Raw genomic sequence first — 12475 nt, forward strand, 5'->3', positions numbered from 1 at the left:
ACCGGTGAAGTGCCCGACAGGAGACGACGATGAAGCGAATCGCAATTGCCGGATGGCTGGCCGTACTGGTGGCGACGTCCTCGCTCGCACAGGCGGGTGATGCGGACGCACCCGCGGTACGGCGCAACTGGTACAACGATCCGTTCGTCGCGCTGTCGCGAGGCTTCGCCGAATGCCCGCTGCCGCTCGGCCCGTGGATGACGCGCGCCGAGATGGAAGACGACGCGCATTACCGCGTCGAGCGCGGGACCACCTGCTGGCTCGCCCACCGCTGCACGAAACCGAATTCGTATATGTATGACGCGCCGATCGCCGAGGCGGCGAAAGCGCATTTCGCGGGCACCGATCGGCTGCAGGGCACGAGCCTGTGGATCACCGTGCAGCGGCGCTTCATCTATGTCGAAGGGTGTGCCGATCCGGCATTCGATCGGAAGGCGCTGGAGCGTGAACTCGGCGCGCTTCCCGACGTCGAGCAGGTGTTCGTTCGCATCACCGACGATCCGCACCGTGCCGTGCCGTACAAGACGCGCGGACGGCCGGACCGGGCGCCTGACTGAACGCGTGACGACGGTGCATGGCATACTCGCGGCATTAAAAAATCGGTTGACGGAAAGAACAATGAAACACATGCTTGCGTCGGTCTGTCGGTGGCCTGGAATGTATTGGCGTCAGGCCGGATTGTTGGCCCTCGTTGCGGGGCTCGGCGGGTGCGGCGGCGGGGCGCCACTGTTCACTTCGGATGGGCGTCCGACCACGCAGGTGCAGTGCACCGGTAGCGACTGGAGCAATTGCACGGACAATGCCCGAGCCATCTGCAACGGTGAATTCGACGTCCTTCAGCAATCCACCGATGACGCAATGCGAAATCTTCTCTTCGCATGCAAGAAGAAAAGCGGTTATTGATCCCGACATGACCGGATAAAGAGACCGTAATCGGGAGAGACGCTTTTCTATTCGCTTGGAGTCGGCTATTTTTCATGAATATCACTCACGGAGTCCCATCCATATGGCGACCTACAGGCAACTGACAGCGCAGCTCGAAAGACTTCAGCAAAAGATCGACAAGGAACGCGAAAAGGCGATTGCCGATGCGATTGCCGCCATTCGGGCAAAAATCGAGGAATTCGACATTACCGCGGAAGAGCTCGGTTTTCGACCGATCGGCGCTGCTGCTGCCGCGAAGCCGAAGCGTCCGTTGCCGCCGAAGTACCTGAACCCGAAGACGGGCGAAACGTGGAGTGGCCGCGGGCGGGCGCCGGCATGGCTCGGCAAGAACCGCGCGCGTTTCCTGATCAAGGACTGACTCCCGAAAATCCTCACCTTTCGTGCGCTGACTGACGGTGCGAACGGCCATGTGGCCGTCGCACCGTTTTGTTTTTGGGCAGCCGCGGCACGACTCAAAATCGCGAGTTGAACACCAATGCCGCGCGATTAACGGATATCGTTTTGCGAATTCGCCGCGATTCGACCGGATATCGCCGTGAATTCCCGTAAACAACCCCGCAATTTCGCGGCATGCGCGCATTGGCGTTCTCGATCTTAGCGGTGCAGGCGTACCGCCGATTGCGATCACCTCTCGCGCACTTGCGCGGCGTGCCCTGCTATTCCCGAACTTGCTCACCATGCCTCCTGTAAATCCTCACCTTCGAAACGGCGACCGGATGGGCGCATCGTGTCACCTTCGCCCGTTGCGTCGTGCAAAGACGTTGGTGACCGGCCCATGTTGCGGGCATTGATGCGCGTCGCACAGTTGGCCGTTTGGCATATAGGCAGCCGCATCGGGTTCGCCTATGCTTGGAGTTCGCGTCGACCAGCGCACGGCCATTCGGCTCGTGTGCCGGTCGGGTCGTTATTCGTTACCGTGTGGAGCCGATGTGACCGTCCGCCATCTCGATGCGTTGTTCCAGCCCAGGTCCGTTGCGGTCGTCGGTGCATCGTCGCGCGCGGGCAGTATTGGTGCGATGGTGTGGGCGCGCCTGCTCGACGGCGCGTTCGAGGGGCCCGTGTGGCCCGTCAATCCGAAGTATCACGAGCTGAACGGGCACGCGGTCGTGGCCGATGTCGACCGGCTGCCCGCACCGCTTTCGGTCGCCTTGATCTGCACGCCGCCTGCCACGTGGGCCGGCATCGTGCGCAAGCTCGGCGAGATCGGCACGCGTGTCGCGGTGATTGTCGGTGAGGCCCGCACCGACGCCGACCGCGCCGCGCTCGATCGCACGCTCAAGGCCGCGAAGCCGTTCGTGCTCCGTATCGTCGGGCCCGGCAGTCTCGGCGTGCTGTCGCCCGCGCGGCATGCGCATTTCGGCGCGCCGGCCTATACGGTGCGACCGGGTGGCGTCGCCTGGGTGTCGCAATCGAACGCGCTGACGAATGCGGTTCTCGGTTGGGCCGATGCACGAGGCCTCGGCTTTTCGCATGTCGTCGCGTTGGGTAGTGAGGCCGACGTCGATGCAGGCGATGTGCTCGACTACCTCGCGAGCGATCCCGGCACGCGCGCGATCTTGCTCGAGCTCGACACCGTGTGTGCCGCGCGCAAGTTCATGTCGGCAGCGCGTGCGGCGGCGCGCAACAAGCCGGTGCTCGCGCTGCGCACCGGGCGCGCCGATCCCGGTGATGCGCTTTACACGGCGGCGTTCCAGCGTGCGGGGATGGTGCGTGTCGATGCGCTCGACGATCTGCTCGACGAGATCGAGACGCTCGGCGTCGGGCGCGTCACCGCGCGCGGCGCGGCGACACTCGTGACGAGCGACGCAGGCGTCGCGAAACTCGCGGTCGATGCGGTCGCGGAGGTGCGCGACGTGCTGGTCGACTGGCCGGCCGAGGCAACGTCGGCGGTCGCGGCCGCGCTGCCGCATCTCCCCGGGCCCGGCAATCCGCTGACGCTCGGCGACGATGCGCGCCCCGAGCATTTCGGCGCCGCCATCAAGGCGCTTGCGCCGTTTCCGCAAACGGGCACGCTGTTCGTCGTGCATTCGACGTCCCACAGCGCGCCGGCCGACGCGGTCGCGCGCACGCTGATCGAATCGCGGCAGTACGCGCACCGCGGCATCCTCGCGTGTTTCTTCGGTGCGGTCGACGCGGCGACGCGCGACGCACTGCACGCGAACGGCATTCCGGTGCACACCACACCGCAGCGGCTTGCGCGCGCATACGCACGGCTCGTCGACTACAACCTCGGGCGGCAGTTGCTGATGCAGACGCCCGAGGGCACGCCGCTGCAGCCGGCCGAGTGCGTTGCGTCCGCGCAGGCCGAGGCCCGACGGATGGTCGAGGCCGGCGAGCATGAACTGGCCGGCGAAGCAGCGTTGCGCTGGTTGTCGCACTTCGGCGTGCACGGCGAGCCGGCCGATGCGCCGGTGGGCACCCGGGTCGTCGACGTCACAGTCGACATGTACGACGATTCGAACTTCGGCCCGGTGTTTCGTTATGCCGTGCCGCCGGCCGACGGCGTATCGGCGCCGTTCGTCGTGTACGGGCTGCCACCGCTGAATACGGTGCTCGCCCGCGCGGTGATGGAGCGTTCACCCTATGCGCGCCGCACGCCCGTCGAACCCACGCTCGATGCGCTGACGGCGCTGTCGCAAGTTGTTTGCGACGTGCGCGAGGTCGTCGCGATGTCGGTCACGCTGCGCGTGCTGTCCGACCGGGCATACGTGGTCGCGCCGCGCATCACGCTGGCGGCCGGGCGCAGCCGGCTCGCGATCATGCCGTATCCGCGCCATCTCGAGCAGACGCTCGAATGGCACGGCGAGACCCTGACGATCCGGCCGATCCGTCCGGAAGACGAGGAAGCGCACAACGAACTGCTGGGCGCGATGACGCCGGACGATCTGCGGATGCGTTTCTTTGGCGCCGTGCGCAGCTTCGATCATTCGCAAGTCGCGCGCATGACTCAGATCGACTACGACCGTGAGATGGCCTTCATCGTGTCGTTCACCGACGTATCGGGCCGGTCGCACACACTCGCGGTGGTGCGCGCGGTTGCCGATCCCGACAACGAGACGGCCGAGTTCGCGATTGCTGTCCGGCCCGATCAGAAGGGCAAGGGGCTCGGGCGGCTGATGATGGCGCGTATCATCGACTACGCGCGATCGCGCGGCACCGCATGGATGGTCGGCGAGGCGCTGCGCGAGAACACCGCGATGATCTCGCTGGCGAAATCCTGCGGTTTCGAGGTGTCGACAACGGAGGAACCCGGCGTGGTGGGATTCAGGATGAAGCTGCAGCCGTAATCGCGTCGGCGAGCGTGCCTGAACGTTCGGCGGTGTCGTGCGCAGCCGCTACGGAACGCGCGATGCCGGTGATGCGCAGCCGCGACCGGGCGAATTGTAGTTCGGAATGCAGATCGTTCGACACTTTCGCCTCACTGTGCGGATCGGTACGACGCTCGCTTTGCGACCGGCGGGAAAGGGCGATCTCGTCGAGTTACAGCGCCCGCGGTGGGCGGTTGCGTACGCTGGCGACCTCCGCGTATCGCCGGTTCCGGCGCAATATTCGAGCGCATTGACGCCCGTCTTGCGTACCGCCAGCATCGAAAGCGGACCAAAGGTGAGATTTTTCAGGAGCCGAAAGTGAGCTTTTCCGGGAGCAATGGGGTGAGTCGATACGGAAGCACCCGGTGAGCCTTCGCGGGAGCTGCCGGTGAGCCCTTGCGGGAAGCCCCGGTGAGCCTTTCCGGGAAGGGGTGGTGAGCGTCTGCGGGATGCGTCGGTGAGGACGTTCGGGAGGGGCTGGTGAGCGTCTCCGGAAACTTCAGGTGAGCTTTTACGGGATGCTCAGGTGAGCGCTTACGGGATGCTTCGGTGAGACTTTTCGGGAGCCTGCGGACGCAGTGCTCCGGCTGGCGCGGCGCGGGTTTCGGCCGGCGTCCGCGCCGGTGCGGGCACGCATGAACCGTGCCCGCGATCGCATTTATGCAGCAAGTTTCGACGCTGCGTCGTTCACCTGGTCACGCGAAATCGCGAGTTCTTCGAGGTGCGCGTCGGCATAAACGCCGCCGGTTTCGCGCTCGAGGCGGGCGATCGTCAGGGCGCAACGCGCGGTGTCCTTCGGCATCGCGATGAAGCGCTTGACCGATTCGCCGGACGTAAATGCATCGAACAGCGCGCTGCGCACGTCGTCCGGAAGCGTCTTGGTCCATTGGTACGGCTTGCCGTTGAACGTGATCGACGGCGGCAGCGTGCGCTCCTTCTTGGTGGCCGTGATGAGACCGTAGGTGCGCGCGGCGTCGCCGATCTGCTCGGGCGAGAAGAGTTCGTCGGGCGTGATGTCGAACTGCTCGATGTAGTTCTCGATCGCCCGCATCGCTTCGGCACGGTCGTCGCGCTTCTTCTGCGCGCGCGCGACGATGTCGCGCAGCTCGTCCGCTTCCTCGGGCGTGATCGTGAAGCTCGCCTGCTTCTGCTGAAGTTCGGAGAAACGCTGGAATTCTTGATCGTTCAGAAGTTTGGCCATGACATCCATCGGATACGACGGCCGCGACAGCCGGCCGTCGTCGTTTTTGAGAGGGCCGCTATTCTAGCGTAGCGCGGCGTCCGCGCATCCGGAAACGGTCTGCCGGATGCCGGTACGAGAGCCCGCGTGGCCAGCACGCATCGCACTCCGCGTACGCGAGTCGCGCCCGCCCGCCTGCCCGATCCGCTGGCCGTATGACCGAACGATCGCCCGCGCCCGAACGGTCTGCCACCTTCAGCGCGGTCGACCGTTCCGCAACGTTCAGCAAGTCTCCGCGCGGTGCATCGACAACTGGCCTGCCGTATCGCGCAGTCCTGCGAAGACCACCTCGACCGACGGCGCCAGATGCGCGTCGATCCGGCGCATGTACGGGCACGTCAGCACCGCGATCGCATGGCCGGACGGGCCGAGGATCGGCGCGCTCAGGTCGGTCACGCCGTATGCCTGGCGGCTGTCCTGGCGCACGTAACCCGACTGGCGGATGGACTGGCACGCGTGCGCGAGTTCCTGCTCGTTCATCGGGGTTTCGCCCTTGACCTTGCGATGCTCGGCCAGCATGTGCGCACGCTGCTCGGTACCCTGGAACGACAGCATCACGCGCCCCGACGCCGTATCGGCGAGCCCGACGCGCGAGCCGAGCCGCACCGACACACCCCATGGGCCGGGGCCGTCCACCTGCGCGATCACGAGCAGGTTGCCGCGATCGTAGACGGTCAGGTGGCACGACTGTTCCGCCACGTCGGCAAAGCGCTGCATCAGCGGCAAGGCCTCGGCGATCAGCCGGTTCATCGGAGGATGACGATGCGCGAGGGCGAACAGTTTCAGGCTGAGCGTGTAACGGTCGCCGCCACTCGAGCGCATCACGTAGCGGCGTGCGACGAGACGCTCGAGCATCCGGTAGATCTCGCTCGCGTTGCGGCCGAGTTCCTTCGTGATTTCGGTGCGGGTGAGTCCTTCCTTCTGTTCCGACAGGAGTTCGAGAATGTCGAGACCCTTGTCGAGCGCGGGTGCGCGATAGCGGTCGGCTGGGCCCATCGACCCCCGTGCGTCGCTGCCGGGGAGCGGATTATTGGTCGTTTGCATCATGGGGTAGGAAGTCCGGGGATTGCCAATCGGTTGGCGACGCACGCTGGCCGGTTTTGCACGCGAATTCGTGAAGCCGCATGCGGATGTGACTGCCATCCGCGCGAGCTTAACAACAAACATTCAGTGTGCAATGCAGCGTCTTTTTACCGATCGTTACCCAGCAAGAACGGATTACATATCGTTCCCGATGACAGGTTCATAATAAATATTCGCAATTCATCTTTGGGTGTCGACGGACGGCGTCTTTTGGCGTGAAGCCGAACGGTTCGGCAGGCCCGATGCTGCGGTGCAACCTCCATAGGCGCACCAATAGTCGGTATCCGTCGCGCGCCATTTCACGGCGGGCCGCCGATGGTACAAAGAGCGGCGGGCCAGCGACGGCGCGGCCGCGCGTGAAGCCGGCCGGCACAGCACAGGCCGGCACGTGTCGCGAATGCCGGGCCGTCGTCGCCGATGCGCAGACCGGCGGCCGCCCGTTCGATGCGCGTCGCACTCCGGTGCGGCGCCGCGATCGCTGCGCCTGCGCGAGCCTCGCGTGTCGATTGGCCTGCCGGATGCGGCGCCGACGCGCGTCATCGACGATCGACATTCAGTCCGGCGAGTGGCCGTCAACGGCTGCGTCGGCCGGTATCCTGTCACATTCGACAACAGAGGTTGAGCACGATGAAACTGCTTCGCTATGGCCCGTCGGGCCAGGAAAAGCCCGGTATTCTCGACGCGGACGGCCGGATTCGCGACCTGTCCGCGCACGTGCCGGATCTTGCTGGCGACGCGCTGTCCGACGCCGCTCTCGCGCGCCTGCGCGCGATCGATCCGGCCACGCTGCCGCTCGTCCCTGGCGAGCCGCGCATTGGCGCGTGCGTCGGGCGCGTCGGCAAGTTCATCGGCATCGGTCTGAATTATGCCGATCACGCGGCGGAAGCCGGCATGCCGGTACCGAAGGAGCCGGTGGTATTCGGCAAATGGACGAGTTCGATCTGCGGCCCGAACGACGGCATCGACATCCCGAAGGGCTCGGTGAAGACGGACTGGGAAGTCGAGCTGGGCGTCGTGATCGGCGCGACATGCAAGGACGTCGACGAGGCGCGCGCGCTGGATTACGTCGCCGGCTATTGCGTCGTCAACGACGTCAGCGAGCGCGAGTGGCAGATCGAACGCGGCGGCCAGTGGGACAAGGGCAAGGGCTTCGATACGTTCGGCCCGATCGGCCCGTGGCTCGTGACGCGCGACGAGGTGCCCGATCCGCAGCGCCTCGACCTGTGGCTCGAGATCGACGGCCACCGCTACCAGAACGGCAACACGCGCACGATGGTGTTCACCGTCGCGCAACTGATCGCCTACCTGTCGACCTGCATGACGCTGCAACCGGGCGACGTGATCACGACTGGTACGCCGCCGGGCGTCGGGATGGGCATCAAGCCATCGCCGGTGTTCCTGAAGGCCGGCCAGACCGTGCGCCTCGGGGTCGAGGGGCTGGGCGAGCAACGGCAGGTCACGCGCGACGCGCAGTAGGCCACGGCGGCGCGCGTCCGGTGCGGCATCACCTGCCGCACGTGTCTCGCCCGAACCTATTTCGCCGACAGCTTCCGCCACAGCGTCGTCTTGCTGATGCCGAGCATCGCGCACGCGCGATCGCGATCGCCGCCGCACGCATCGAGCACCGCGCGGATCTCGTCGGCTTCTGCGCGGCGTCGGCGCGCCTGGAGTGTCTGCGCGTCGTCGGTGTCGGTCGCGTCGGGCGGCGCCGCGAACAACTCGGGCGCGATCGCCTGCAGCGCATCGGGCGTGAGCGCCGCGCACGCGGCGCCCGGATCCGCGTCGCCTTCCTCGGCCAGTTCCACCGCGATCCGCTCGACTACGTTCTGCAGTTCCCGCACGTTGCCGGGCCATCGGTAGCGAGCGAGCGTCGCCTGCGTCGCCGCGAGCACGCGCACCGCATCGCCGACCTCGCGCACGCGTTCGGCCAGCCGCGGTTCGCGCCGCGCAGCCTGCACGAGCAGCGTGGCCGCGAGCGCCGGAATGTCGGTGGCGCGCTCGCGCAGCGGGGGCAGGCCAATGTTAAGGATGTTGAGCCGGTAATACAGGTCCGCGCGGAACGTGCAGTCCTCGACGGCCGCGAGCAGCGGGCGGTGCGTCGCGGCGATCACGCGCACGTCGATGCGGATCGGCTCGGTCGAGCCGAGCCGGATCACCTCGCGCTCCTGCAGCACGCGCAGCAGCCGGCTCTGCAACGACGGCGGCATTTCGCCGATCTCGTCGAGAAACAGCGTGCCGCGGTGCGCGGCTTCGAACAGGCCGGTCTTGCCGCCGCGCCGCGCGCCGGTGAACGCGCCTTCCTCGTAACCGAACAGCTCGCTCTCGAGCAGCGCCTCCGGAAACGCGCCGCAGTTGATCGCGACGAACGGATAGCTGTGCCGCACGGACAGCGCGTGCAGGCTCTGCGCGATCATCTCCTTGCCGGTGCCGCTTTCGCCGAGCACGAGGACGGTCGCGTCGGATTTCGCGTAGCGCCGCACGAGATCGCGCACGCGCGCCATCGGCGCGGACGCGCCGATCACGTCGTCGAGCGTGTAGCGCGCCGCGAACTGCTGCGTGTTCGGCTGCGAGCGCAGCGCGCGGTCGAGCCGTTCGACCGCGCGCGATTCCTGGAACGTCAGCACGCTGCCCGACGTCACGCCGCGATCGACGAGCGGCCCGCGATGCACGACGTAGCGCACGCCGCGCACGGTCGCAAGCGCGTCGCCGTCCTCGCCGCGCAGCGTGCGCAACTCCGGGCGCAGGTCGACCAGCGCGCGGCCGACGGCCGCCGCGGGTTCGACCCCGAGCGCCGACGCGAGCCGTTCGTTGATGGCTTCGACGCGGCCGCGCGCATCGAGCGCGACCACGCCGTCGCGCAGATGCTGCAACAGGTTGTCGAGTCGCTGGCGGCGAAACGCCTCGGCGTGCGTCGCGTACGCGACTTCGAGCGCCGTCTCGACCGCCTGGCGCACCGACGCGTGCGAATACAGGAACACGGCGCCCATGCCGGCGCTCGCCGCGAGATCGGTTACGAGGCCGGGGCCGACGATCGTCTCGATGCCGCGGTCGTGCAGGTCGTGCACGCAGGCTTCCGCTTCCTGCGCGGACTGATATGACGCAAACTGCACGTCGAGGCCGTAAGCGGCGACGAAGCGACGCACTTCGGGCGGCGTCTCGCCGGCGCTGACGAGCGCGATCCGCGTGGCATCGCGCCGTGCGCGCGCGAGCGCCTGCATCACGTCGAAGCCGGTCGGCGACACGACCACGACCGGCACCTGCGCACGCGTTTTCAGGAAGCCGCCGTTCGAGCCGGCCGCGACGATCACGTCGGGCCGCGCGGTGCCGGCCTCCGCGATCGCGCTCAACGCATCTTCGTACGCGCGCGTGACGATGCGCACGTCGGCACGTTCGTCGAATTCGCCGGCGATCTCGCGAAACAGGTCGCGCAGGCGGCTGATGCCCATCGCCCAGATGCGCGGGCGAACGGTGCGGTCGGCCGGGCCGACGGGCTTGGTCGAGGAGAGGTCCATGGCGATCGATTATGCGCGCGCGATTTCATTTTTGAAACTCGAAATTGCTGAATTGAAATAACCGGACGATTCATCGCGCGTGCCGGTTGCTTAAGAATCAGTGGGTTAGCGGTGTTTCGCGAGCTGGCCCGGTCCTTGCTGTTGATGGGCATTCCTTCAGGAGGCCGTTCATGAGCAATACGCATCTTCAAAGCGCCGGCGCGAAATTCCGCGCGGCAGTCGCGGCCGAGCAGCCGCTGCAGGTGGTCGGCGCGATTACCGCGTATGCAGCCAAGATGGCGCAGGCCGTCGGCTTCAAGGCCGTCTATCTGTCGGGTGGCGGCGTCGCCGCGAATTCGCTCGGCATTCCCGACCTCGGCATCAGCACGATGGAAGACGTGCTGATCGACGCGAACCGGATCACCAACGCGACCGACCTGCCGCTGCTGGTCGACATCGACACGGGCTGGGGCGGCGCGTTCAACATCGCGCGCACGGTCCGCTCGTTCATCAAGGCCGGCGTCGCGGCCGTCCACCTCGAGGACCAGGTCGGCCAGAAGCGTTGCGGCCACCGTCCGGGCAAGGAAGTCGTGCCGACCGAAGAAATGGTCGATCGCGTGAAGGCTGCGGTCGATGCGCGCACCGACGACCAGTTCGTGATCATGGCCCGCACCGACGCGGCTGCCGCCGAAGGGATCGACGCCGCGATCGAGCGCGCGATCGCATACGTGGAAGCGGGCGCTGACATGATCTTCCCGGAAGCGATGAAGACGCTCGACGACTACCGCCGCTTCAAGGCCGCCGTGAAGGTGCCGATCCTCGCGAACCTGACCGAATTCGGCTCGACGCCGCTGTTCACGCTCGACGAGTTGCGCGAGGCGAACGTCGACATCGCGCTGTACTGCTGCGGCGCCTATCGCGCGATGAACAAGGCCGCGCTGAATTTCTACGAGACGTTGCGCCGCGACGGCACGCAGAAGGCTGCGGTGCCGACCATGCAGACCCGCGCCGAGCTGTACGACTTCCTCGGCTATCACGCATACGAGCAGAAGCTCGACGAACTGTTCGCGCAGGGCAAGAAGTAACGCGGCCCGCGCGCCGGGACACGGTTCCCGGAATGCTTTGCATGAAGCCGGCCCGCGCGCACCCGCGCCGCGCCCGGCTGACATGACACCCCCGATACCCATTGGAGAACGGAAACATGAGCGAGACGAAAGACGCAGCAGCACCGGCCGCCGCAGGCGCATTCAAGCCGAAGAAGTCGGTGGCGCTGTCGGGCGTGACGGCCGGCAACACGGCGCTGTGCACGGTCGGCAAGACCGGCAACGACCTCCACTATCGCGGCTACGACATTCTCGACGTCGCCGAATCGTGCGAGTTCGAGGAAATCGCGCACCTGCTCGTGCACGGCACGCTGCCGAACCTGACCGAACTGGCCGCGTACAAGACCAAGCTGCGCGCGCTGCGCGGCCTGCCGAGCGCGCTGAAGGCCGCGCTCGAGCAGATCCCGGCATCGGCCCACCCGATGGACGTGATGCGCACCGGCGTGTCGGTGCTCGGCACCGTGCTGCCCGAGAAGGACGATCACAACCTGCCGGGCGCGCGCGACATCGCCGACCGCCTGATGGCGTCGCTCGGCTCGATGCTGCTGTACTGGTATCACTTCTCGCACAACGGCAAGCGCATCGAGACGGAAACCGACGACGACTCGATCGGCGGCCACTTCCTGCACCTGCTGCACGGCAAGACGCCGTCGAAGTCGTGGGTCGACGCGATGCACACGTCGCTGATCCTGTACGCGGAGCACGAGTTCAACGCATCGACGTTCACGGGCCGCGTGATCGCGGGCACGGGCTCGGACATCTATTCGGCGATCACCGGCGCGATCGGCGCGCTGCGCGGGCCGAAGCACGGCGGCGCGAACGAAGTCGCGTATGAAATCCAGAGCCGCTACAGCTCGCCGGACGACGCCGAAGCCGATATCCGCCGCCGCGTCGAGAACAAGGAAGTCGTGATCGGCTTCGGCCATCCGGTCTACACGATCTCCGATCCGCGCAACAAGGTGATCAAGGGCGTCGCGCACAAGCTGTCGAAGGAAGCGGGCGACCTGAAGCTGTACAGCATCGCCGAGCGCCTCGAATCGGTGATGTGGGACGCGAAGAAGATGTTCCCGAACCTCGACTGGTTCAGCGCGGTGTCGTATCACATGATGGGCGTGCCGACCGCGATGTTCACGCCGCTGTTCGTGATCTCGCGCACGTCCGGCTGGAGCGCGCACATCATCGAGCAGCGCATCGACAACAAGATCATCCGCCCGAGCGCGAACTACACGGGTCCGGAAGACCTGCAGTTCGTGCCGATCGAGAAGCGCTGAAACGCCTGCCGCGCGCGCCGGCGCCCGTGATGCG

The 12475-nt window shown here is 66.5% G+C and carries 10 protein-coding genes; 7 read left to right on the plus strand and 3 right to left on the minus strand.

The genetic code is table 11. The features are described 5' to 3' along the window. The first annotated feature begins 29 nt into the window (after positions 1 to 29). The 4 genes from WS75_RS09585 to WS75_RS09595 all read left to right on the plus strand — a co-directional run bounded on the left by WS75_RS09585 (position 30) and on the right by WS75_RS09595 (position 4232). Positions 30 to 557: a BON domain-containing protein gene (locus WS75_RS09585; protein ID WP_059680260.1), complete on the plus strand. Its 528-nt coding sequence runs from the start codon at positions 30 to 32 to the stop codon at positions 555 to 557. A gap of 61 nt (positions 558 to 618) precedes the next feature. Then, positions 619 to 903, plus strand: coding sequence for a hypothetical protein (locus WS75_RS31795; RefSeq protein ID WP_179948890.1), 285 nt, complete (start codon positions 619 to 621; stop codon positions 901 to 903). Between the two features lie 103 nt (positions 904 to 1006). Beyond that, positions 1007 to 1303, plus strand: a complete 297-nt coding sequence (locus WS75_RS09590) for an H-NS histone family protein (RefSeq protein WP_059467298.1) — start codon at positions 1007 to 1009, stop codon at positions 1301 to 1303. Positions 1304 to 1874: 571 nt separating this feature from the next. Continuing rightward, positions 1875 to 4232: a GNAT family N-acetyltransferase gene (locus tag WS75_RS09595; RefSeq protein WP_059680261.1), complete on the plus strand. Its 2358-nt coding sequence runs from the start codon at positions 1875 to 1877 to the stop codon at positions 4230 to 4232. A gap of 679 nt (positions 4233 to 4911) precedes the next feature. Here the strand turns inward: WS75_RS09595 and WS75_RS09600 are convergent. Further along, positions 4912 to 5463, minus strand: coding sequence for a hypothetical protein (locus WS75_RS09600; protein ID WP_059680262.1), 552 nt, complete (start codon positions 5461 to 5463; stop codon positions 4912 to 4914). Positions 5464 to 5715: 252 nt separating this feature from the next. Beyond that, positions 5716 to 6540 carry an IclR family transcriptional regulator gene (locus WS75_RS09605; RefSeq protein ID WP_082729546.1) on the minus strand — a complete coding sequence of 275 codons (825 nt, stop codon included), beginning with the start codon at positions 6538 to 6540 and terminating at the stop codon, positions 5716 to 5718. A 663-nt stretch (positions 6541 to 7203) separates the two neighbouring features. On the opposite strand from WS75_RS09605, the gene WS75_RS09610 reads away from it, so the two are divergent. Continuing rightward, complete coding sequence (locus WS75_RS09610) at positions 7204 to 8052, plus strand: ureidoglycolate lyase (protein WP_059680264.1); 849 nt, start codon at positions 7204 to 7206, stop codon at positions 8050 to 8052. Between the two features lie 56 nt (positions 8053 to 8108). On the opposite strand, the gene prpR is transcribed toward WS75_RS09610, so the two are convergent. After that, positions 8109 to 10088, minus strand: a complete 1980-nt coding sequence (prpR, locus tag WS75_RS09615) for a propionate catabolism operon regulatory protein PrpR (protein WP_059680265.1) — start codon at positions 10086 to 10088, stop codon at positions 8109 to 8111. A 170-nt stretch (positions 10089 to 10258) separates the two neighbouring features. Here prpR and prpB point away from each other — a divergent pair, with 170 nt between their 5' ends. After that, the gene (gene prpB, locus WS75_RS09620) at positions 10259 to 11152 is read left to right on the plus strand and encodes a methylisocitrate lyase (protein ID WP_057925585.1); all 894 of its coding nucleotides are present in this window, start codon (positions 10259 to 10261) and stop codon (positions 11150 to 11152) included. Positions 11153 to 11268: 116 nt separating this feature from the next. After that, positions 11269 to 12441 carry a bifunctional 2-methylcitrate synthase/citrate synthase gene (gene prpC / locus WS75_RS09625; RefSeq protein WP_040138846.1) on the plus strand — a complete coding sequence of 391 codons (1173 nt, stop codon included), beginning with the start codon at positions 11269 to 11271 and terminating at the stop codon, positions 12439 to 12441. Positions 12442 to 12475 lie beyond the last annotated feature (34 nt).

This window comes from Burkholderia sp. FL-7-2-10-S1-D7 (assembly GCF_001524185.1).
Classification (GTDB): domain Bacteria; phylum Pseudomonadota; class Gammaproteobacteria; order Burkholderiales; family Burkholderiaceae; genus Burkholderia; species Burkholderia diffusa.

Coding starts and splice junctions, on each gene's coding strand:
- WS75_RS31795 (WP_179948890.1), top strand. CDS start 619: ATGAAACACATGCTTGCGTCGGTCTGTCGGTGGCCTGGAATGTATTGG.
- prpB (WP_057925585.1), top strand. CDS start 10,259: ATGAGCAATACGCATCTTCAAAGCGCCGGCGCGAAATTCCGCGCGGCA.
- WS75_RS09610 (WP_059680264.1), top strand. CDS start 7,204: ATGAAACTGCTTCGCTATGGCCCGTCGGGCCAGGAAAAGCCCGGTATT.
- WS75_RS09590 (WP_059467298.1), top strand. CDS start 1,007: ATGGCGACCTACAGGCAACTGACAGCGCAGCTCGAAAGACTTCAGCAA.
- WS75_RS09585 (WP_059680260.1), top strand. CDS start 30: ATGAAGCGAATCGCAATTGCCGGATGGCTGGCCGTACTGGTGGCGACG.
- prpC (WP_040138846.1), top strand. CDS start 11,269: ATGAGCGAGACGAAAGACGCAGCAGCACCGGCCGCCGCAGGCGCATTC.
- WS75_RS09600 (WP_059680262.1), bottom strand. CDS start 5,463: ATGGATGTCATGGCCAAACTTCTGAACGATCAAGAATTCCAGCGTTTC.
- prpR (WP_059680265.1), bottom strand. CDS start 10,088: ATGGACCTCTCCTCGACCAAGCCCGTCGGCCCGGCCGACCGCACCGTT.
- WS75_RS09605 (WP_082729546.1), bottom strand. CDS start 6,540: ATGATGCAAACGACCAATAATCCGCTCCCCGGCAGCGACGCACGGGGG.